This is a genomic window from Microbacterium sp. NPDC089696, from assembly GCF_044749125.1.
Taxonomy (GTDB): Bacteria; Actinomycetota; Actinomycetes; order Actinomycetales; family Microbacteriaceae; genus Microbacterium.
On sequence record NZ_JBIVHF010000001.1, the window covers coordinates 2,024,729 to 2,045,680 of the forward strand.

Sequence of the window (20,952 nt, forward strand, 5' to 3'; positions counted from 1 at the left end):
GCGGGCGCGCGAGAGGACTCAGCGCGCAGAGCCTGAAGACAATTCTACGACCTCCGCGGCCGCGGCGGCGACGTCCTCGTTCACGACGAGGTGATCGAACTCGTTCTGCGCGGCGAGTTCGACCTTCGCGGTGCGCAGCCGGCGAGCCCGCTCCTCCGGCCCCTCGGTGCCCCGGCCGACCAGTCGCTGGACGAGTTCGTCCCACGTCGGCGGCAGCAGGAAGATGAGGGTCGCGCTCGGTTCGGCCCGGCGCACCTGGCGTGCGCCCTGCAGGTCGATCTCGAGCAGGACGGTCCTGCCGGCAGCGAGGGCGGCGTCGATGGGCGCGCGCGGTGTGCCGTAGCGCGACCGGTTGTGCACGACCGCGTACTCCAGCAGCTCGTCGGCGGCGACCAGCCGATCGAACTCGGCGTCGTCCACGAAGTAGTAGTGCACGCCGTCGACCTCGCCGGGACGCGGAGCACGTGTCGTCGCGGACACGGAGAGGTGGATCTCGGGGTTGTGCTCGCGGATGTACGCCGCGACCGTGCCCTTGCCCACGGCCGTCGGCCCGGCGAGCACGAGGAGGCGGCTCCTCGCCCCCCGCGGCACGAGGACCGGGAACCTCTCGTCCAGCCACGCCGAGAGCGCCACGCGCTGCCGCACGCCGAGACCGCCCAGACGCTTGACGGGCGAGATGTTCAGATCTGCGAGGATGCGGTCGCGCTTGCCCGCGCCGATCGCCGGGAGCGCGAGCAGGAAGTCCGTGATGCGCATCGAGCCCTCGACCGAGTCGGGGTCGGCGGTCGCCCGCGCGACGACCGTCTGCGGCGCCGTGACCCGCATCGTGAGATCGCGTTTGAGCGATGCGCGGGCGCGGCGGCGCTCCACCGCCTTGCGCGCGGCGGCGGCGCGATCGACCTCCGGAACCGGGCGTGCTTCAGCCACGGTGGGCCTCCCTGTAGTCGGCGACGCGGGCGTCGATGGCGGCCTCGAGCCCGTCCGGGCCCGCGGCGAGGATGCTGCGGCTCTCACTCGCGACGACGCTGCGGCTCATCGATCCGAAACGTCGATGCAGATCGGCGGCCGTCGCCCCCTGTGCCCCGAAGCCCGGTGCGAGGATCGGCGCCGGAGGTGTGAACGCCGCGAGTCCGGCGTCCGTCCAGTCGACCGTCGCGCCGATCACGAAACCGATGCTCCCCCACTCCCCCGTCTGCGCGCTCTCGGCGTTGCGTGCCGACACGACCGCGACGACGTCGGCCGCGACCGAGCGCCCGGTGGCGGAGACGGAGCGCTGCAGCGTGAGCGCCTCGGAGTTGCTCGTGGCGGCGAGGACGAACACACCCTTGCCGTGTTCGAGTGCGAGCTCGAACGTCCCGTCGAGCGCTCCCACGCCGAGGTACGGATTCACGGTGAGCGCGTCGGCTTCGAGCGGTGAGCCGGGGCTGAGCCACGCGGCGGCGTAGGCGTCCATGGTGGTCCCGATGTCTCCGCGCTTCGCGTCGGCGATCACGAGCAGATCCGCGGCACGGGCGGCGGCGAGCACCTCTTCGAGCGCCGCGAACCCGGCGGATCCGAAGCGCTCGAAGAACGACACCTGCGGTTTCACGATCCCGGCGCGTCCCGCGGCCGCAGCGACCGTCCGCAGACCGAACTCGCGCGCGCCCGCGGCATCCTGACCGAGCCCCCAGGCGTCCAGGAGAGCCGCATGGGGGTCGATGCCCACGCAGAGCGGGCCGCGCTCGTCCAGGACGGCGCGGACCCGCTCGCCGAAGGGAGTTGTCACACCGCGGCCTTCCGGTCGAGGGCGTACTCCTGCAGGCTCTTGACCTGGAACCCCTCGTGAGCGGCATCCATACCGCTCACTGCGGCACCGAGCACCGCCATGGTGGTGAACAGGGCCTTGTCCGCGGCCACGGCGGCGGCGCGGATCTCGTAGCCGTCCGCTCGGGCCGCACCACCGGAGGGCGTGTTCACGACGATGTCGATCGCGCCGTCGTTGATCAGGTCGACGATGTTCGTCGCGCCCGACTCCTGGGTCTCGCTGTACTTCTCGACCACAGTGACGGCGATGCCGTTGCGCGAGAGGATCTCGGCCGTGCCCTCGGTCGCGACGATCGTGAAGCCCAGCTGCTGCAGGCGGTGGGCCGGGAGGATCACCGCGCGCTTGTCCGAGTCGGCGACCGAGATGAAGACGGTGCCCGACGTCGGCATCCCGCCGTAGGCGGCCGCCTGGCTCTTCGCGAACGCGGTCGGGAAGTCGCGGTCGATGCCCATGACCTCGCCGGTCGAGCGCATCTCCGGACCGAGGACCGAGTCGACCGTCTTGCCGTCGGCCGTGCGGAACCGCTTGAACGGCAGCACGGCCTCCTTGACCGAGACGGGGGCGTCGAGTGGCACCCGCGAGCCGTCCTGCTCCGGGAGCATGCCCTCGGCCCGGAGCTCGGCGATCGTGGCACCGGCCATGACGCGGCTCGCGGCCTTGGCCATCGGGATGCCGAGCGCCTTGGACACGAACGGCACCGTGCGGCTCGCGCGGGGGTTCGCCTCGATCACGTAGAGCACGCCGGCGCTGATCGCGAACTGCACGTTCAGCAGTCCGCGGACGCCCACGCCCTCGGCGATCGCGAGGGTCGCCTCGCGGACGCGGTCGACGTCGGTGCGGCCGAGCGAGACCGGAGGCAGGGTGCAGCTCGAATCACCGGAGTGGATGCCGGCCTCCTCGAGGTGCTCCATGACGCCGCCGATGAACAGGTCGGTGCCGTCGTACAGGGCGTCGACGTCGAGCTCGATGGCGTCGTCGAGGAAGCGGTCGACGAGCAGGGGCTTGCCCTCCTCGATCACGACCTCGCCCGCGGTGCGCACGAAGTAGTCGCGCAGCGCATCGGTGCCGTACACGATCTCCATGCCGCGGCCGCCGAGCACGAAGCTCGGGCGCACGAGCACGGGGTATCCGATCTCCTCCGCGATGCGCACGGCGCCCTCGACGTCGATCGCGGTGCCGTTGCGCGGGGCGAGCAGCCCGGCATCGTCGAGCAGGCGCGAGAACAGCTCCCGCTCCTCGGCGAGGTCGATCGCCTCGGGGCTCGTCCCGAGCACCGTGTACCCGGCCGCCTCGATCCCCTTGGCCAGGCCGAGGGGCGTCTGGCCGCCGAGCTGGCAGACGACGCCGAGGATCGTGCCGCTCGCCGCCTCGGCGTCCAGCACCTCCAGCACGTCCTCGAGCGTCAGCGGCTCGAAGTACAGCCGGTCGGACGTGTCGTAGTCGGTCGACACGGTCTCCGGGTTGCAGTTGACCATGACGGTCTCGAAACCGGCGTCCGACAGCGCGAACGAGGCGTGCACGCAGGAGTAGTCGAACTCGACGCCCTGCCCGATGCGGTTCGGACCGGAGCCGATGATCACGACCTTGGTGCGATCCGAGGGCTGGACCTCGGTCTCGAAGTCGTAGCTCGAGTAGTGGTACGGCGTGAGAGCCGGGAACTCTCCGGCGCACGTGTCGACGGTCTTGTAGACGGGACGGATGCCGAGGCCGTGGCGCACGCCGCGGACCTCCTCCTCGGTGGTGCCGCGCAGCTGTGCGAGCTGCGCGTCCGAGAAGCCGTGCTCCTTGGCGTAGCGCAGCGTCGCGGCATCCAGCTCCGGCGCCGTGCGCACGAGCTCGGCCACCTCGTTGATGAGCACGATCTGGTCGAGGAACCACGGGTCCATCGCGGTGGACTCGAACGCCTGCTCGACCGTCGCACCCTTGCGCAGCGCCTGCTGCAGCGTGACGATGCGGCCGTCGGTCGGGGTCTTCGCGATCTCGAGCAGCTCCTCCACAGAGCGCTCCTCCGCGCCCCAGTGGAAGCTGGACCCGCGCTTCTCGAGCGAGCGCAGCGCCTTCTGCAGGGCCGTGGCGTAGTTGCGCCCGATCGCCATCGCCTCGCCGACCGACTTCATGGTCGTCGTGAGCGTCGCGTCGGCGGCCGGGAACTTCTCGAACGCGAAGCGCGGCACCTTGACGACCACGTAGTCGAGCGTCGGCTCGAAGCTCGCCGGGGTCACGCCCGTGATGTCGTTGGGGATCTCGTCGAGGCGGTACCCGAGAGCGAGCTTCGCGGCGAGCTTGGCGATCGGGAATCCGGTCGCCTTCGACGCCAGGGCGCTGGAGCGCGAGACACGCGGGTTCATCTCGATCACGATGATCCGGCCGTTGGTCGGATCGACCGCGAACTGGATGTTGCAGCCCCCGGTGTCGACGCCGACCGCGCGGATGATGTCGATGCCGATGTCGCGCATCTTCTGGTACTCGCGGTCCGTGAGGGTGAGTGCGGGTGCGACCGTGATCGAGTCGCCCGTGTGCACGCCGACCGGGTCGACGTTCTCGATCGAGCAGACGACGACCGTGTTGTCGGCGGTGTCGCGCATGAGCTCGAGCTCGTACTCCTTCCAGCCGAGGATCGACTCCTCCAGGAGCACCTCGGTCGTCGGCGAGTCGCGCAGACCGGCGCCGCCGATGCGGCGGAGGTCCTCCTCGTCGTACGCGAAGCCCGAGCCGAGACCGCCCATCGTGAAGGACGGGCGCACCACGAGCGGGTACCCGAGCTTCTCGGCGCCGGCGAGCAGGTCGTCCATGGTGTGGGCGATCACGCTCTTGGCGACGTCGGCGCCGGCCTCGAGGACGAGCTCCTTGAAGACCTGGCGGTCCTCCCCCTTCTTGATCGCGTCGACCTTGGCGCCGATGAGCTCGACGCCGTACTTGGCGAGGATGCCGCGCTCGTCGAGGGCCATGGCCGCGTTCAGCGCCGTCTGGCCGCCGAGCGTCGGCAGGATCGCGTCGGGCTTCTCCTTGGCGATGATCGTCTCGATGACCTCGGGGGTGATCGGCTCGATGTACGTCGCATCGGCGAAGTCGGGGTCGGTCATGATCGTCGCGGGGTTGGAGTTCACGAGGATCACGCGCACGCCCTCCTCGCGGAGCACACGGCACGCCTGGGTGCCGGAGTAGTCGAACTCGCACGCCTGACCGATGACGATCGGGCCGGAGCCGATGACGAGAACGGAGCTGATGTCGTCGCGCTTGGGCATTACTGTGCGTCCTTCTTGCTCGCGATGACCATGTCGCGGAACCGGTCGAAGAGGTAATTGGCGTCGTGCGGCCCGGCGGCGGCCTCGGGGTGGTACTGCACCGAGAAGGCCGGGAGGTCGAGGGCGCGCAGCCCCTCCACGACGTTGTCGTTGAGGCCCACGTGGCTGACTTCGATCGCGCCGTAGCCGTGCGGGCTGTCGAAGGCGCCGTCCAGAGGCGCCTCCACCGCGAAGCCGTGGTTGTGGGCCGTGATCTCGACCTTGCCGGTGACCCTGTCGAGCACGGGCTGGTTGATGCCGCGGTGGCCGAACGTGAGCTTGTACGTGCTGAGACCCAGCGCGCGTCCGAACAGCTGGTTGCCGAAGCAGATGCCGAAGTACGGCAGCTTCGCATCGAGCACCTGGCGGAGCACGGCGACCTGGCCGTCCGAGGCCGAGGGATCGCCGGGACCGTTCGAGTAGAACACGGCGACCGGATCGATCGCGGTGATGTCGGCGAACGTCGACGACTGCGGCAGGACGTGCACCTCGAAGCCGCGGGCCGCGAGGTTGTCGATCGTCGCCTGCTTGACGCCCAGGTCGAGCACCGCGAGGTTGCCGATCTTGTCGCCCACGGCATCCGTCACGGACGCGACGTCGACCGAGACCTGCGCCGAGAGGTTCTGACCCGCCATCTCGGGGGCCTCGCGCACGATGCGCAGCTGTTCCTCGGCGTCGAGGCCGGCGGCCTCGCCCGAGAAGATGCCGCCGCGCATCGAGCCGGCGGAGCGGATGTGACGCGTGATCGCCCGCGTGTCGATGCCGCTGATGCCGACGATGCCGTCCTGCACGAGGATCTCGTCTAGGGAGGCGTTCGCGCGCCAGTTCGAGACGACGCGCGAGGGGTCGCGCACGATGTAACCGGCCACCCAGATGCGCCGCGACTCGGGGTCCTCGTCGTTCATGCCGGTGTTGCCGATGTGCGGTGCCGTCTGGAGGACGATCTGTCCGGCGTACGACGGGTCGGTGAGCGTCTCCTGGTAGCCGGACATGCCGGTGGCGAAGACGACCTCGCCGAGCGTGGTGCCCAGCGCGCCGTAGGCACGGCCGGTGTGGCGGGTGCCGTCCTCGAGGACCAGGACGGCGGGTTCGGGGAGGGAGGTCATGACTGTGCTCCTGTGTCGGGGGCAGCGGGGTCGTCCGCGGCGCCGGAGGCGGGGACGAGCTGCTGCAGTGCAGAGATGAAGTTCTTCGGGTCGCCGTCGGTCAGACGGAGATAGGAGTCGACGACGGTGTCGTCGTCGACGTTCCAGGCCACCCGGACGAGGCCGCCCGGTTCGACGACCCGATCGATCGTGACCGTCGCGCGATCGACGCCTGCGAGGCGGGACGAGGCGAGGAACACGGTCGGCGCGCCGTCGAGGCAGAGCGCCAGTCCGCGGTCGGTCACCGCTGCCTCGCCACGGGCGCGATACGCGAGCGGCGACAGGGTGAGGCGTTCGAGCGGTTGACCGTGCTTCGTCGTCGAGACGTAGAGCACCTCGTGCCGGTCGATCACCTCGGCGTGCTCGGGCACACCGAGCGGGGCCGCGAGCCCCGCGTCGCGTCGGAGACGTCGACGCCAGGCGAACGCCATCGCGAGCAGGACGAGGACGGCGAGGGCGATCATCACCGCGATCGCGACATCACGGGGGATCATGCGCGGAGCTCCTCGACCAGCGTGCCGGCATCGACGGTCAGAGCGCCGCCGTGGATCGTGTACTCGACGCGACCGGGGAGGTCGCGTCCGAGATACGGGGAGTTCGCGCTGCGTCCGTGGAGGTCGGCCTCGGTGAACACCCCTGCGACGGCGGCGTCGTACAGCGCGATCTGCGCGGGCGCTCCGACCTCGAGCGGCGAGCCGTGACCGCTGAGGCGGCCGATGTGCGCCGGGGCGGCGCTCATCACGCGCGCCACGTCGCTCCAGCCGATCAGCCCGGTCTCCACCATCGACTGGTGCACGACGCGCAGCGCGGATTCGAGCCCGACCATGCCGTTCGCCGCCGCCTGCCACTCGCACGTCTTGTGCTCGCTCGGGTGCGGCGCATGGTCGGTGGCGACGATGTCGATCGTGCCGTCGGCGAGACCCTCGCGAACCGCGAGCACGTCCTCCTCGCGGCGCAGCGGCGGGTTGACCTTGTAGCGGGCGTCGTAGCCCCGGACGAGCTCGTCCGTCAGCAGCAGGTGGTGCGGGGTGACCTCGGCGGTCACGGCGATGCCGCGCTTCTTGGCCCAGCGGATGATGTCGACGGACCCCGCCGTCGACAGGTGGCACACGTGCAGGCGGGAACCGACGTGCTCGGCGAGGAGCACGTCGCGCGCGATGATCGACTCCTCGGCGACGGCGGGCCACCCGGCGAGGCCGAGTTCGGCCGAGACCGTCCCTTCGTTCATCTGCGCGCCCTCGGTGAGGCGCGGGTCCTGAGCGTGCTGGGCGATCACTCCGTCGAACGACTTCACGTACTCCAGCGCGCGCCGCATGATGAGCGGATCGAAGACGCAGAAGCCGTCGTCGCTGAACACGCGCACCCGGGCGCGGGACGTCGCCATGGCGCCGAGCTCGGCGAGCCGCTCGCCCTTCTGCCCGACCGTCACCGCGCCGATCGGCTGCACGGTCGCGTAGCCGGCGGCGTCGCCCAGGGCGAGCTCCTGCTCCACGACGCCGGCCGTATCGGCCACAGGCGAGGTGTTCGGCATCGCGAAGACGGCGGTGAACCCACCCGCTGCGGCCGCACGTGTGCCGGTGAGGATCGTCTCGGAGGCTTCGTAGCCGGGCTCCCGCAGATGCGTGTGCAGATCCACGAGTCCTGGTAGCGCGACGAGGCCGGCGGCGTCGATCACCCGGGCGCCGGCGCGGCTCAGCCCGCTGCCGATCTCGGCGATGCGGCCGTCCTCCACGATGATGTCGGCGCTCTCGGCACCGAGAAGCTGTGCGCCGGTGATGACGAGGGTCTCGCTCACAGGTCTCCCCCTCGTTCGTCGTCTCTTTCGCCCGCCAGCAGCAGGTACAGCACGGCCATCCGGACCGACACCCCGTTCGTGACCTGTTCCAGCACCGTGGAGCGCGGCGAATCCGCCGCTTCCGAGCTGATCTCCAGCCCGCGGTTCATGGGTCCGGGGTGCATCACAATGCTATCGCCCTGAAGCGCCGCGGTACGCCGTGCGTCGAGCCCCCAGCGCCGGGAATACTCCCGCTCAGTGGGGAAATACGCGGCATTCATGCGTTCGAGCTGGATTCGCAGCATCATGACCGCGTCCGGCGCCTCGGCGAGGGCTTCATCGAGGTCGTAGACGACGCGCGCCGGCCAGAGCGAGACGTTCTGCGGCACGAGCGTCGGCGGGGCGACGAGCGTGACCTCGGCGCCGAGCGTCGCGAGCAGCCACACGTTGGAACGGGCGACACGCGAGTGGAGCACGTCGCCGACGATCACGACCCGGACGCCCGAGAGGTCGCGTCCGCGGCTCTCCGCACCGAAACGGCGCTTGCGGATCGTGAACGCGTCGAGCAGAGCCTGCGTCGGATGCTCGTGCGTGCCGTCGCCCGCGTTGACGACGCCGGCCGAGATCCACCCGCTCGTCGCGAGCGTCTGCGGGGCGCCGGAGGCGGGGTGACGGATGACGACGGCATCCGCGCCCATCGCCTGGAGCGTCTGCGCGGTGTCCTTGAGGCTCTCGCCCTTCGACACGCTGGAGCCCTTGGCGGCGAAGTTGATGACGTCGGCGGACAGGCGCTTGGCCGCCGCCTCGAAGGAGATGCGGGTGCGGGTCGAGTCCTCGAAGAAGAGGTTCACGACGGTCTTGCCGCGCAGTGTCGGGAGCTTCTTGATCTCGCGCGACTGCGTGTCGGACATGTCCTCGGCGACGTCGAGGATCCGCAGGGCGGTCTCGCGGTCGAGGGTGCGGGTGTCGAGGAGGTGCCTCATGCCTCGATCGTCACCTCCTCGGCGTGGTCGTTCTCACGCAGACGCACGTTCACGCGCTCCTGGCGCGAGGAGGGGATGTTCTTGCCCACGAAGTCCGGGCGGATCGGGAGCTCGCGGTGGCCGCGGTCCACGAGGATCGCGAGACGCACGACGGCGGGGCGTCCGATCGACTGCAGAGCGTCGAGCGCGGCGCGGATGCTGCGGCCCGAGAACAGCACGTCGTCGACGAGCACGACCGTGCGGCCGTCGATCCCCCCGGTCGGGATGTCGGTCGGCTGCGGTGAGCGGGTCGGATGCTTCGCGAGGTCGTCCCGGAACAGGGTGACGTCGAGCGCCCCCACCGGGACGGACGTCTGCGAGATCTCGCCGATCAGTCGGGCGAGGCGCTGGGCCAGAGCCACTCCGCGGGTCGGGATGCCCAGCAGGACGAGGTTCTCCGCTCCCCGGTTGGACTCGAGGATCTCGTGCGCGATACGGGTCAGAGCCCGCGAGATGTCGGCTTCGTGCAGGACGGTGCGTGCACCCATCAGCCGCTCCCTTCTCCGCCTCACAGGACGGTGTTAAAGGTTGCTTGCGTCGTCAGTCTATCCGAGCGCGGGCGGAGTGTTTCAGCTCGCCTCGCTGAGCACGGCGTCGGTGACCTCGTCGATCTTCGACGAGCGGATCGGGTGCCCAGACGTCGAGAGGCATCGGCCGGTCTTCAGATCCCACTTCCAGTCGTGCATGCTGCACGTGAGGATGCCGTCGTCGTCGACCTTGCCGGTCTTGGTGAGGTCCGCGCGAAGGTGCGGGCAGCGTCGCTGCACGACCCAGTCGCCGATCTCGGCGTCCTCGGTCTGGTCGGTCTGCTCCTGGTACCAGTTCTCGACGTACTCGATGCGGTCGACGGAGAGGCACTTGAGGAACGTCGTGAGGAACTCGTTGAACTTCCCGCTGCGGCCCACCGAGAACTGCATCGACAGGAAGATCGAGTTCGACCAGTCGATCTCGTGGTCGCGGATGTTGGTCGAGACCAGGTCCGCGGGGATCGTGTACCAGTAGATGCAGTCCTCACCGGCGTACTCGCGCACCTTCGCGCGCGAGAAGTCGACGACCATGTCGAGGTCGCCGATCCTGAACCGCACGTTGCCGCCGACTCCGAGGCGGATCGTGCGGGACTTCTTGAGGAGCGGCTCCCACCACGCCTTCAGCTCGTCGAGGATCTCCTGCGCGGACAGCACCTCCGCTCGCGACGCCTCCTCCGCACGGATCTCGTCCTGCCGCGTGGCGCGCTGCTCCTCGAGGTAGTCCCACTTCTCGTCGAAGATGTGGGCGAGCTCGGCCTCGCTGTACAGCGTCTGCTCGGTGGTGACCTCGCCGTCCTCGACGGTGACGACCGTGCCCGGCACGAAGAGCTGTCCGTCGTACTGCGGCGCCTGCTCGTGCATGTGCACGAGGAACTGCTTCTGGTCGGTGAAGATCGACTCGCCGTTGCGGCCGAGGCCGTTGAAGTCGAACAGATCGTCGCGCAGGAACATGGGCGGCCCGGCCATCGGGAAGACGTGCGGGGCGTCGACCTTCTCGATGTAGTACATCGCCCGCTTGTTCTGCGCGTCGCGCTTGAGCTGGGCGAAGTTCTGCTTGGCGTCGAGCGGCAGGTCGTAGACCATGGGCCACCAGATCGCCCCCGACACCTGCGTGAAGTACGCGTCGGGGCGACCGAAGTGCAGCAGCTTCTCGAGGTCGAGCGGATGCGAGTCGTTCTGGTTCAGCACCGATCCGGTGCCGTCGTCGACGCTCAGCGAGGAGTCTCCGATGGGTCCGTCGCTGGGGGCGCGGAGCGGCGTGATCATGATCTTCAGGTCGCCGCGCTCGATGATCTCGCCGGCCGGCGCGTACGTGATGTTCGTGTAGCCGAGCGCACGGATGTCCTGCTCGAGGTCGTCGATCGGGTACTCGGGCAGCAGGACCTCGATGTCCTTGCGGATGTAGCGCTCGAGGAGCTTCGGGTCGAAGTGGTCGCGGTGGCGGTGCGAGATGTAGAGGAAGTCGGCCTCCCGCCCGAAGCGCTCCCAGTCCAGCGCGCGGTTGTCCGGGAAGGGGAACCAGGATCCGAAGAACGAGGGTCCGAGAACGGGGTCGCAGATGATGTTCCCGCCGACCGTCTCGATGAACATCCCGGCGTGGCCGAGTCCCGTGATCCGCATGCATTCCTCCTGAGGTGAACCGTTCGATTCTACCGAGGCCCTCCTGTGCGGCCGCGGAGACCGGCCGGGAGAAATCACCGAGGGTCGAACAGCCCGCGGATGTCCTCGGCCGTCAGCGACTGTGCGAACAGGTCGTCGTCGTCCATCACCGCGGAGAACAGCCGCGCCTTGCGCCGCTGCAGATCGAGCACCTTCTCCTCGATCGTCCCGGTCGACACCATCCGATACACGAACACCTGCTCGGTCTGACCGATGCGGTGCGTGCGGTCGATCGCCTGCTCCTCGGCCGCCGGGTTCCACCACGGGTCGAGCAGGAAGACGTAATCGGCCTCGGTGAGGGTCAGTCCGAAGCCGCCGGCCTTGAGGCTGATGAGGAACACGGGCTGCTCCCCCGTCGTGAAGCCGTCGACGACCTCCTGGCGGCGACGCGTCGAGCCGTCGAGTCGTGCGAACGGTATACCCGCCGACGCGAGGCGCTCCTGTGCCAGGTCGAGGAACGACGTGAACTGGCTGAACACGAGCGCCCGGTGTCCCTCGGCCTGCAGCTCCTCGACGCGCTCGAGCAGCACGTCGAGCTTGCGGGAGCCGATCGCCGCATCGGCGTCGTCGATCAGAGCGGGTGCGAGGCTCAGCATGCGCAGGAGCGTGAGCGAGCGGAACACGATGAACCGGTTGCGGTCGAGATCCTCGAGCAGACCGAGCACCTTCTGGCGCTCGCGCTGCAGAACCACGTCGTACAGGGCGCGGTGCGCCGTGCTCAGCTCGACCTCGAGCAGCTGCTCCTGCTTGGGAGGGAGGTCTGCCGCGACGCGTTCCTTCGTGCGTCGCAGCACGAGGGGGCGGATGCGTCGACGCAGTTGTGCGAGCCGGCGGCGGCGGTAGTCCCCTCCCTCGGCGTTCTCCGGGACCTTCCCCTGCTCGATGGGCTGCAGATAGTGCTCCCGGAACGCGCGCGCCGACGCGAACAGCCCGGGTGCGGAGAGGGACAGGAGCGCCCAGAGCTCGCTGAGGCTGTTCTCCATCGGTGTGCCCGTCACCGCGAACGTCACCGCCGCGTCGAACGACGCCATCGCCCGGTGGGCCCTCGTCGCCGGGTTCTTCACGAACTGCGCCTCGTCGAGCACCAGTCCGGCCCAGGACACACGGGCGAACTCCTCCTCGTCGAGACGGGCGACCGCGTACGAGGTCACGACGACGTCGGCGCCCGCGGCTGCCGCGACGACGGAGGCGCCGCCCGACGCGACCGTGCCCTCCACGAGCGCCACGCGGAGGTCCGGCACGAAGCGCGTGGCCTCGGCGCGCCACGCACCCGTGACCGACGTCGGCGCGACGACGAGGAACGGACGCGTCTCGCCCTGCTCTCGCGCGTGCTGCATCAGGGCCAGCAGCTGCAGCGTCTTGCCGAGTCCCATGTCGTCGGCGAGGATGCCCCCCAGGCGGTGTCGCCAGAGGAACGCGAGCCAGTCGAAGCCCGACTTCTGGTACGGCCGCAACGTCGCCCGGAGCCCCTGTGGCACCGGGGTCGACGGAACGCCCGAGGCCTCGCGGAGTCCATCGGCCGTCGCCCGCCAGGCGACGGCCGGCAGCGCCTCATCGGCGAGGTCCTCGAACTCCTCCCAGAGATCGACCTGGTAGCGGCTGATCCGCGGACCCGTCTCCCACTCGTCGAGTCCGCCCGCCTCGTCGATCAGGTCCCGGAGACGTCCGAGTGCGGGGTGCGCGAGCGAGAAGTAACCGCCGTCGGCGAGCAGGAGCTTCTTCCTCCCTCGACTCAGAGCGGTGAACAGAGGCTCGAACGGGATGCTCCGGCCGTCGATGCGGACGAGCACCCCGAGATCGAACCAATCGGCATCGGTGGTCTCGACGGTGGAGATCGTCACCTCGGGCTCACCGCTGAGCTCGTGATAGGCTTTGCGCCGTCCGCTGACGATCACGGTCACGCCGTCGGCCTCGAGCGCCGGAACCCCTGTCGCCACGAACTCGGCGGCGTCGACGTCGTGCACCGACCCCTGTGCCGCGAATGCGAGCGGCGTCGCACGGGTCCAGCTGTCGACGAGCCCCGCGCGGACGTCGTCCTCCGCCTGCGCGTCCCGTATCGCGTCGTTCGTCGACGAGAGCGGAAAGCGGCCGAATCCGGCGTACTCCCACTCGAACGTCCAGCGAACCACGTCCCCCGCCTGGAAGGCGACCGTGAGCACGGGGACCGGCGGCGGCAGCACAGGAACCGGAACCCCGCCCCGAGCGCGCACCGTGATGCGACGAGCCAGCAATGGATACGCGTCGCGCAGGAATGCCGTCTCCTCGTCGGCGACGACCTCGACCCCCGCGGGCGCCGCGAGGAGAGCGCGCACGGCCGGGTCGAGCGCCGTCTCCCCCAGCCGCACCTCCAGGCCTCGGCCCACCGCCGAGACGGCGTACACGCCTGTGGTGCCGATCGCGTGGAGATCCGGTGCGGCCACCGTGCGACCGTCGACCGACGCCTCGGCGTGCACGAGGAGAGAGCCCGACTCCTCGCGACGGATCTCCGCCGAGACGGCGACGGTCTCGGCGAGACCGACTGCGACGGTCTTCTGCGTCGAGACGAACGGGATGCCGAGTCCGGCGGCCTCGCGCAGATGCGGCCACAGGAGGGACGACTCGACGTGGTCGAGGATCAGCCACTCGCCGGAGGCGCCGGAGAGCAGCGAATCCCGGGAGATGTTCAGCAGATCCCCGAACCAGCGCGACGTCGCGGCGGCGAACTGCGTTCCGGGGCGGCGCACCTGGTCCCAGGAGACCCCGCTCTGGATCCAAGCGCCGGTCGCCTCGCTGCGCACGAGCGGTCGCACACCGAGGAGCACCTCTCCCTCGCGTTTCGCTATATCGCGCGGAGTGGCCGCGCGCTGAGGACGGGCCGACCAGGACCCGCGCAGATCACGGAGTCGCAGCTCGACCCCGAGCGCGACAGGGACCCGTGGTCCGCTCTCGCGCGCGGGGAGCAGCGATCGCCAGTCGTTCATCCGGCCATCGTTCCGTGAGCCGCCGACATCGACGCCGCCGGCATCCTCGTGGACCGCGCTCAGGCGGCGCGCGCCACCCGGGCGAGCACGCCGTGCACGAAAGCGCCCGAGTCGTCGGTCGAGAACTCCTTGGCGAGTTCCACCGCCTCGTCGATCGCGACCGCGGTGGGCACCTGGTCGTTGTACAGGATCTCCCACACGCCGATGCGCAGCAGAGCCCGATCGACCGCGGGCATGCGCTCCAGACGCCAGTCGCGGCTGTGCGTCGTGATCTGCTCGTCGATCTCGTCACGGTGATCGACGATCCCGTCGACGACCTCGCGGGCGTACAGCCAGGAGGCCTCTCGCGCAGGCTCGCTCGCCGCGCGGGTCGCCTCCGCGGCGAGGGTCACGGCCAGGTCGTCTCCGCGGACGTCCGAGGAGAAGAGGATGTCGAGTGCGCGCTTGCGCGCCTTCGTCCGGGCGCTCACGCCTTACTTCTCGCGACCGAGGTAGTCACCCGTGCGGGTGTCGACCTTGACCTTGGTGCCGGCCTCGACGAAGAGCGGGACCTGGATCTCGTATCCGGTCTCGAGCGTGGCGGGCTTCGTGCCTGCCGAGGACCGGTCGCCCTGCAGACCCGGCTCCGTGTACGTGATCTCGAGGATCACGGAGGCCGGCAGGTCGAGGTACAGCGGGTTGCCGTTGTTGAGCGCGATCGTGACCTGCTGGTTCTCGAGCAGGAAGTTCTTGGCGTCTCCCACGGTCGCTGCGCCGACCGTGATCTGGTCGAAGTCCGTCTGATCCATGAACACGTAGCCGTCACCGTCCGTGTACAGGTACGTGTAGTCGCGGCGGTCGACGTTCTCGATCTCGATCTTCGCGCCCGCGTTGTAGGTGCGGTCGACGACCTTGCCCGACACCACGTTCTTGAGCTTGGTGCGCACGAACGCCCCGCCCTTGCCCGGCTTGACGTGCTGGAACTCGATGACGCTCCAGAGCTGTCCATCGATGCTGAGGACGACGCCGTTCTTGATGTCTGCGGTAGATGCCATGTGCGGGAGTTCCGTTTCGTGAGTCCGTGGGGGCCGCTCGCCGCCGGATGGCAGGGCGGGCCGACAGTCGATTCTACGGGATGAGCGCCGCGAGCTGTCGCACGGCGGTCGCGTAGCCCTCGACGCCCTCGCCGACGACCCGCACAGCGGCGACGTCGTGCAGGTACGAGTGGTGGCGGAACTCCTCCCGGGCGTACACGTCGGAGATGTGCACCTCCGCGAACGGCAACGAGACCCCGGTCAGGGCGTCGCGCAGCACGACGGACGTGTGCGTGAGCCCGCCGGGGTTGATCACGATGCCGGCGCAGTCCGCGCGGGCATCGTGGATCGCGTCGATCAGCACGCCCTCGTGGTTGCTCTGGATCGAGCGGACCTCGAAGCCCGCCTCCTGCGCCGCCCCCGTCGTCAGGGCGACGATGTCATCGAGCGTCGCGGTCCCGTACACCTCCGGCTCCCGCGTGCCGAGGAGGTTGAGGTTCGGTCCGTTCACGAGCAGGATGCGCCGGGTCACTCGCCGACCTCCTGATACGCGGCGAAGAGCAGGGACTCGTCGGGAGCCTGGAGCACCGTCGGCTTCCCGATCTCGTCGAGCAGGATGAACCGCAGCATCCCTCCCCTGGTCTTCTTGTCGCGCTGCATCGTGGCGAGCAGCGTCCGCCAGGCACCGGCGCGGTAGGTCGTCGGCAGTCCCAGCGACTCCAGGATCGTCCGATGCCTCTCGGCCGACGCGTCGGACAGGCGCCCGGCGAGGCGTGAGAGCTCCGCGGCGTAGACCATGCCGATCGAGATCGCCGCGCCGTGGCGCCAGCGGTAGCGCTCCGCGTGCTCGATCGCGTGGCCGAGAGTGTGGCCGTAGTTGAGGATCTCCCGCTGACCGGCCTCGCGGAAGTCGTCCGAGACGACCTTCGCCTTCATGTCGATCGCGAGCTCGATCGCGCGTCGGAACTCCGGCGTGGTCGTGTCGACGGCACGCGCGGGGTCGGCCTCCACGATGTCGAGGATCTCGGGCGCCCAGATGAATCCGGCCTTGACGACCTCCGCGAAGCCGGCCGTCGCCTCGTTCGCGCTCAGGCTCCCGAGCTCGTCGAGGTCGCCGATCACCGCGCGCGGTGCCCAGAACGCCCCGACGAGGTTCTTGCCCTCCGCCGTGTTGATTCCCGTCTTTCCGCCGACGGACGCGTCGACCAGCCCGAGCACGGTGGTGGGCACCTGCACGAGCTGCACGCCGCGCAGCCACGTCGCCGCCACGAACCCCGCGAGGTCGGTCACGGCGCCGCCGCCGTAGCCGACCACCGCGTCCGACCGCGTGAAGTCGGCCTGCCCCATGACCTGCCAGCAGAAGGCGGCGACCTCGATGCGCTTGCCCTGCTCGGCATCGGGCACCTCGGCCAGCAGGACCTCGCGCTGACCGTTCGTCGTATCGGCGAGGAGTCGATCGCGCAGCTCGGCCGCGCGGGCCGCGAGCGTCGGCGGGTGCACGATGAGCACCTTCCGGACGCCGGCGTCGAGGGCGTCCGACACGCGGTCGAGGATGTCCCGCCCGATCGTGATGTCGTAGGGGGTCTCCCCCGTGACGCTGATGGTCGTGCTGCTCATGCCTGCTCTCTCCTCCATGCGGCGATCTCCTCGGCGATGCGGTGCATCGGCCGTCGGGACGTGTCGAAAGTCGTGGACGCGACGTCCTCGTACCAGCCTCGGCGCGCCTCGAAGATGCGGGTCCAGCGGCCGACGGGATCCTCTCCCTCGAGCAGCGGTCGACCGCCGCCGGCGATCCGATCCGCCACCGCCTCGGGCGTCACCGTCAGGAACACGACCGGATGCTTCCGCAGGAGCGCTCGGGTCCCTTCGTCGGTCACGGCTCCGCCGCCCAATGAGACGACGCCGCCCTCGCTCAGCGCTGCCGCGACCGCGTCGCGCTCGAGCTCCCGGAAGTGCGACTCGCCGAACTCGGCGAAGATCGCCGGGATCGGACCGTGAGCCGCGACGACGCGCTTGTCGGTGTCGATGAACGGGATGCCCAGCTTCCGCGCGACGCGTCGTCCCACACTGGTCTTGCCGGCGGCCATGGGACCGACCAGCACCAGCGTGAGCCGCTCAGCCTCGCTCGTCATGCGCGATGAGCGCCGCCTCGGAGGCCGGGGTCGTGCGCAGCTCGGCGGGGATCGCGTCGAGGTATCCCTCGAGGTTGCGTCGTGTCTCGCGCACGCTGTCGCCGCCGAACTTCTCCAGCACGGCACGCGCCAGCTCGACGGCGACCATCGCCTCGGCGACCACGCCCGCAGCCGGGACCGCGCAGACGTCCGAGCGCTGGTGATGCGCCGTGGCGTCGTCGCCGGTCGCGATGTCGATCGTGCGGAGGGCGTGCGGCACGGTGGCGATGGGCTTCATGCCGGCACGGACCCGCAGCACCGTGCCCGTCGACATGCCGCCCTCGGTGCCGCCGGCACGGTCGGACCCTCGCGTGATGCCGTCGGCCGTGGCGAAGAGCTCGTCATGAGCGGCGGAGCCGCGCCGGCGCGTCGTCTCGAAGCCGTCGCCGACCTCGACGCCCTTGATGGCCTGGATGCTCATGAGCGCCTGCGCGAGACGGGCGTCCAGGCGGCGGTCCCAGTGCACGTGCGAGCCGAGCCCCGGAGGCAGCCCGTACGCGAGCACCTCGACGATGCCGCCGAGCGTGTCGCCGTCCTTCTTGGCGTCGTCGACCTCGGCGACCATGCGTGCGGACGTGGCGGGGTCGAAGCAGCGCAGCGGATCCGCGTCGAGGCGCTCCACGTCGTCGGGCGTCGGCAGCGCGGAGCCCTCGGGCACCTGCACGGGGCCGATCGAGAGGGTGTGACTGACGAGGCGGATGCCGAGCTCACCGAGGAAGGACCGCGCGACGGCTCCGAGCGCCACGCGGGCGGCGGTCTCTCGCGCACTCGCCCGCTCGAGGATCGGGCGGGCCTCGTCGAAGTCGTACTTCTGCATGCCGACGAGGTCCGCATGTCCCGGGCGGGGGCGGGTGAGCGGCGCACTGCGGCCACGGGACTTGTCCGTGAGCTCGACGGGCTCGGGGTTCATGACCTCGACCCACTTGGGCCATTCGGTGTTGCCGATGCGGAGCGCGATCGGGCTGCCGAGGGTCTTGCCGTGGCGCACGCCGCCGGAGATCGAGAGCTCGTCCTGCTCGAACTTCATGCGGGAGCCGCGGCCGTAGCCGAGCTTGCGGCGGGCGAGGTCTGCCTGGATCGCCTCGGACGACACCGGGACGCCCGAGGGCAGGCCCTCCATGACGGCAATGAGTTCTGGGCCGTGCGATTCGCCGGCCGTGAGCACGCGGAGCATTGCTCTAGTCTCCCACGCGTCGCACCCCTGCTCGTGCCGCGTGTCGGTCTACGACCCGAGGGCCTCGCGCATCGCCGTCAGGACGCGCGATTCACCGTCGAGCGGGACCTCCGTGTCCGCGTGGTGGAAGACCCGGATCTGGCGAACGGCCTGGTGCAGGAGCATCCCGAGCCCGGAGATCGTCGTGCCCGGCCACCGCTCCGCGAGCGACGAGGGCCAGGGCGAGTACGCGACGTCGAACAGCACTCCCCCCGTGCTGGCGAGCGGCTCGACGATGCTCTCGCCGAGCGCGCTGCCTCCGGGGAGGGTCGCGACGGTCAGGTCGACCGGGGCCGCGACGTCGTCGAACGTGCGGATGCCGGTGTCGATGCCCAACCGGAGGGCGAGATCCCGGAGGGGCGCAGCCTTCTCCGGCCGGCGCGCCCGCAGGTCGACGCGGCGCGCGCCCATCTCGGCCACCGCGACCAGAGCGGATGCCGCCGTCGCACCCGCTCCGAGGATGCGGACGCGCTCGACCCGGTCGAGGCCGTCCTCACGCAGCGCGTCCACGATGCCGCCGACATCGGTGTTGAAACCGTGCACGCGGTCGGCGAGGAGCAGCGTGTTCACGGCGCCGGTGAGTTCGGCATGGCGATCGCGAACCTCGGCGGCGCGGTACGCACGCTCCTTGAGCGGCATCGTGAGCGAGAGGCCCCGCCAGGTGTCGTCCAGCGACCCGAACGCTTTCTCGAACCCCTCCGCGTCGACCTGCCGACGCGTGTAGTCCCACTCCAGTCCGAGAACGCGGTACGCGGCGGCGTGCAGCTGCGGCGACCGGGAGTGCGCGATCGGGTCGCCCCACACCGCGAGTCGAGTGCGGGTCATCCGGCCGCGCATCCTCCGTCGGGGTTCTCCTTGCACCACTGGTCCCACTTCTCGACGCCCTTGAGGTGCTCCTCGTAGGTCTCGGAGAACTGCGTCTCCCCGGTGGCGAGGTTCACCGTGACGAAGTACAGCCACGGACCGTCGGCCGGATTCATCGCCGCCTTGATCGCGGCGTCGCTCGGACTGGCGATCGGGGTGACGGGCAGCCCCGTGTTGACGTAGGTGTTCCAGGGGTTCGGGTCGGCCAGTGCCTCGGCGGAGCTCGACACGACACCCTCGTGCAGTGACCCGTAGCCGTACTGCGCGGTCGAGTCCATCTGCAGTTTCATGTCGATGTCCAGACGGTTCTGGATGACGCGCGAGACCTTGTCGAAATCGGCGGTGAGGCCCTCGCGCTGGATGATCGAGGCGATCGTCAGCACGCGCTGCGCATCCTGCGCCGGCACACCCGCCGCGTTCAGCGACTCCCACGTGCGATCCACCATGCGCTGGATGACGCCCTGAGCGGTCACGCCGGGGTCGAAGGTGTAGACGGCCGGGAACAGCCATCCCTCGAGGCTCTGCGCGTCGACGCCGTAGGCCGCGGGCCCGAGGTCGATCGCCGCCTGAAGATCCTCGATCGGCATGTTGAGGGACTCCGCGATGCCCGGCAGCGAGGAGCTGATCGTCCCGCCCTCCGACACGCTCGCCGAGTTCTCCATCTTGTTCGCCGGGTCCTGGAGCGCGGCCAGGGCATCCTCCGCGGTCATCTTCTCCTGCATCCGGTAGATGCCGGGGTAGAAGGTCACCGCGATGTTCTCGTCGACCAGATAGTCGTAGAAGACGTCCTCGGTGCGGGTGACGCCCGCTTCGAACAGCGCCGTGGAGACGGGGCCGCCGGTATCGCCGTCCTTGATCGTCACCAGCACCTCGCCGGTCGCGATCCCGGGCTCCCAGTCCTGGGGATCACCCCAGCCGAGCGCGTCGCTGATCTTGTCGCCGTAGGTGTTCCAGGCCCACACCCCCGCGCCGACGATGCCTCCGAGGATGGCGAGCACGATGATGAGAGCGACGAGGCAGCCGGTGCGGCGCTTCTTCTTCACCGCGGCTCCGCGCCTGTCCTCGGCCACGGGTTCGCTGTGGAAGAGGTCCTCCAGCCGCCCTCCGGCCGCGGGGGCTTCGGACGTCGAGGAGTCGGCGGGCGCGACATCCTCCGCCGGCGTGCGCGTGAGGGGCATGGCCCTGGTGGGAGTGCCCTCGTCGGGGGTCGGAGTCTCCGCACGGGGCGCGGCGACGGGAGCGCCGTCCGCCGTGGACTCGTCCGCGGCGGCCTCCGGCACCGGGGCGGCGGACCGGGCGGCGCCGTCGTCCGCGAGATCGTCGCGAGACGCCTCGGGGACGGCGGGACCGGCAGCGCGGCTCGCGGCCTCACGCGCCGCTCGACGCGAACCCGGAGCGGGCGGCGTGTTGTCCACCGTCGGGCTCTGCTGCGTCGGGTCGGGAAGGTTCTCGAACAGGTCGCCCAATCGGGCGTCCGGATCGTGCCGGGGGGAAGCACTCTCGCGTTCGGGCATCG

18 protein-coding genes are annotated in these 20,952 nt (G+C 70.1%); all 18 read right to left on the reverse strand.

Going from position 1 to position 20,952, the window contains the following annotated elements:
* Positions 1-18 precede the first annotated feature (18 nt).
* The gene (gene gmk / locus ACIPY8_RS10040) at positions 19-927 is read right to left on the reverse strand and encodes a guanylate kinase (RefSeq protein WP_400817510.1); all 909 of its coding nucleotides are present in this window, start codon (positions 925-927) and stop codon (positions 19-21) included.
* Positions 920-1,765 (reverse strand): orotidine-5'-phosphate decarboxylase, encoded by an 846-nt coding sequence (pyrF, locus tag ACIPY8_RS10045; RefSeq protein WP_400817512.1) that lies wholly within the window; start codon positions 1,763-1,765, stop codon positions 920-922. Before pyrF ends, gmk begins: the two co-directional genes overlap by 8 nt.
* Entirely contained in the window at positions 1,762-5,049 is a 3,288-nt protein-coding gene (carB, locus tag ACIPY8_RS10050) for a carbamoyl-phosphate synthase large subunit (RefSeq protein WP_400817514.1), read from the reverse strand. The genes pyrF and carB overlap by 4 nt, the downstream gene beginning before the upstream one ends.
* Positions 5,049-6,194, reverse strand: coding sequence for a glutamine-hydrolyzing carbamoyl-phosphate synthase small subunit (gene carA / locus ACIPY8_RS10055; protein ID WP_400817516.1), 1,146 nt, complete (start codon positions 6,192-6,194; stop codon positions 5,049-5,051). The genes carB and carA overlap by 1 nt, the downstream gene beginning before the upstream one ends.
* Positions 6,191-6,727 (reverse strand): hypothetical protein, encoded by a 537-nt coding sequence (locus ACIPY8_RS10060; protein WP_400817518.1) that lies wholly within the window; start codon positions 6,725-6,727, stop codon positions 6,191-6,193. The genes carA and ACIPY8_RS10060 overlap by 4 nt, the downstream gene beginning before the upstream one ends.
* Positions 6,724-8,028 carry a dihydroorotase gene (locus ACIPY8_RS10065; RefSeq protein WP_400817520.1) on the reverse strand — a complete coding sequence of 435 codons (1,305 nt, stop codon included), beginning with the start codon at positions 8,026-8,028 and terminating at the stop codon, positions 6,724-6,726. The genes ACIPY8_RS10060 and ACIPY8_RS10065 overlap by 4 nt, the downstream gene beginning before the upstream one ends.
* The gene (locus ACIPY8_RS10070; RefSeq protein ID WP_400817522.1) at positions 8,025-8,990 is read right to left on the reverse strand and encodes an aspartate carbamoyltransferase catalytic subunit; all 966 of its coding nucleotides are present in this window, start codon (positions 8,988-8,990) and stop codon (positions 8,025-8,027) included. Before ACIPY8_RS10070 ends, ACIPY8_RS10065 begins: the two co-directional genes overlap by 4 nt.
* Positions 8,987-9,517: a bifunctional pyr operon transcriptional regulator/uracil phosphoribosyltransferase PyrR gene (gene pyrR / locus ACIPY8_RS10075; protein WP_400817524.1), complete on the reverse strand. Its 531-nt coding sequence runs from the start codon at positions 9,515-9,517 to the stop codon at positions 8,987-8,989. Before pyrR ends, ACIPY8_RS10070 begins: the two co-directional genes overlap by 4 nt.
* Before the next feature lie 81 nt (positions 9,518-9,598).
* A complete protein-coding gene (locus tag ACIPY8_RS10080; RefSeq protein WP_400817526.1) occupies positions 9,599-11,176 on the reverse strand; it encodes a Rieske 2Fe-2S domain-containing protein in 1,578 nt (525 codons plus the stop codon).
* A 74-nt stretch (positions 11,177-11,250) separates the two neighbouring features.
* Positions 11,251-14,175, reverse strand: a complete 2,925-nt coding sequence (locus ACIPY8_RS10085) for a DEAD/DEAH box helicase (protein ID WP_400817528.1) — start codon at positions 14,173-14,175, stop codon at positions 11,251-11,253.
* Positions 14,176-14,234: 59 nt separating this feature from the next.
* A complete protein-coding gene (gene nusB, locus ACIPY8_RS10090; RefSeq protein WP_400817530.1) occupies positions 14,235-14,645 on the reverse strand; it encodes a transcription antitermination factor NusB in 411 nt (136 codons plus the stop codon).
* Between the two features lie 3 nt (positions 14,646-14,648).
* Positions 14,649-15,209: an elongation factor P gene (efp, locus tag ACIPY8_RS10095; RefSeq protein WP_050720937.1), complete on the reverse strand. Its 561-nt coding sequence runs from the start codon at positions 15,207-15,209 to the stop codon at positions 14,649-14,651.
* A gap of 73 nt (positions 15,210-15,282) precedes the next feature.
* Positions 15,283-15,720 carry a type II 3-dehydroquinate dehydratase gene (aroQ, locus tag ACIPY8_RS10100; protein ID WP_400817532.1) on the reverse strand — a complete coding sequence of 146 codons (438 nt, stop codon included), beginning with the start codon at positions 15,718-15,720 and terminating at the stop codon, positions 15,283-15,285.
* Entirely contained in the window at positions 15,717-16,805 is a 1,089-nt protein-coding gene (gene aroB / locus ACIPY8_RS10105) for a 3-dehydroquinate synthase (protein WP_400817533.1), read from the reverse strand. The genes aroQ and aroB overlap by 4 nt, the downstream gene beginning before the upstream one ends.
* A complete protein-coding gene (locus ACIPY8_RS10110) occupies positions 16,802-17,320 on the reverse strand; it encodes a shikimate kinase (RefSeq protein WP_400817534.1) in 519 nt (172 codons plus the stop codon). Before ACIPY8_RS10110 ends, aroB begins: the two co-directional genes overlap by 4 nt.
* Positions 17,304-18,533, reverse strand: a complete 1,230-nt coding sequence (gene aroC / locus ACIPY8_RS10115; protein WP_400817536.1) for a chorismate synthase — start codon at positions 18,531-18,533, stop codon at positions 17,304-17,306. The genes ACIPY8_RS10110 and aroC overlap by 17 nt, the downstream gene beginning before the upstream one ends.
* Before the next feature lie 48 nt (positions 18,534-18,581).
* Positions 18,582-19,397 (reverse strand): shikimate dehydrogenase, encoded by an 816-nt coding sequence (locus ACIPY8_RS10120; RefSeq protein ID WP_400817538.1) that lies wholly within the window; start codon positions 19,395-19,397, stop codon positions 18,582-18,584.
* The gene (gene mltG, locus ACIPY8_RS10125) at positions 19,394-20,950 is read right to left on the reverse strand and encodes an endolytic transglycosylase MltG (RefSeq protein ID WP_400817540.1); all 1,557 of its coding nucleotides are present in this window, start codon (positions 20,948-20,950) and stop codon (positions 19,394-19,396) included. The genes ACIPY8_RS10120 and mltG overlap by 4 nt, the downstream gene beginning before the upstream one ends.
* Between the last annotated feature and the right edge of the window lie 2 nt (positions 20,951-20,952).

What these genes read in the sequence shown, in the direction of transcription:
- carB (WP_400817514.1), bottom strand. Translation starts at nt 5,049, where the DNA reads ATGCCCAAGCGCGACGACATCAGCTCCGTTCTCGTCATCGGCTCCGGC.
- carA (WP_400817516.1), bottom strand. Translation starts at nt 6,194, where the DNA reads ATGACCTCCCTCCCCGAACCCGCCGTCCTGGTCCTCGAGGACGGCACC.
- ACIPY8_RS10060 (WP_400817518.1), bottom strand. Translation starts at nt 6,727, where the DNA reads ATGATCCCCCGTGATGTCGCGATCGCGGTGATGATCGCCCTCGCCGTC.
- ACIPY8_RS10070 (WP_400817522.1), bottom strand. Translation starts at nt 8,990, where the DNA reads ATGAGGCACCTCCTCGACACCCGCACCCTCGACCGCGAGACCGCCCTG.
- pyrR (WP_400817524.1), bottom strand. Translation starts at nt 9,517, where the DNA reads ATGGGTGCACGCACCGTCCTGCACGAAGCCGACATCTCGCGGGCTCTG.
- ACIPY8_RS10080 (WP_400817526.1), bottom strand. Translation starts at nt 11,176, where the DNA reads ATGCGGATCACGGGACTCGGCCACGCCGGGATGTTCATCGAGACGGTC.
- ACIPY8_RS10085 (WP_400817528.1), bottom strand. Translation starts at nt 14,175, where the DNA reads ATGAACGACTGGCGATCGCTGCTCCCCGCGCGCGAGAGCGGACCACGG.
- efp (WP_050720937.1), bottom strand. Translation starts at nt 15,209, where the DNA reads ATGGCATCTACCGCAGACATCAAGAACGGCGTCGTCCTCAGCATCGAT.
- aroB (WP_400817533.1), bottom strand. Translation starts at nt 16,805, where the DNA reads ATGAGCAGCACGACCATCAGCGTCACGGGGGAGACCCCCTACGACATC.
- ACIPY8_RS10110 (WP_400817534.1), bottom strand. Translation starts at nt 17,320, where the DNA reads ATGACGAGCGAGGCTGAGCGGCTCACGCTGGTGCTGGTCGGTCCCATG.
- aroC (WP_400817536.1), bottom strand. Translation starts at nt 18,533, where the DNA reads ATGCTCCGCGTGCTCACGGCCGGCGAATCGCACGGCCCAGAACTCATT.
- ACIPY8_RS10120 (WP_400817538.1), bottom strand. Translation starts at nt 19,397, where the DNA reads ATGACCCGCACTCGACTCGCGGTGTGGGGCGACCCGATCGCGCACTCC.
- mltG (WP_400817540.1), bottom strand. Translation starts at nt 20,950, where the DNA reads ATGCCCGAACGCGAGAGTGCTTCCCCCCGGCACGATCCGGACGCCCGA.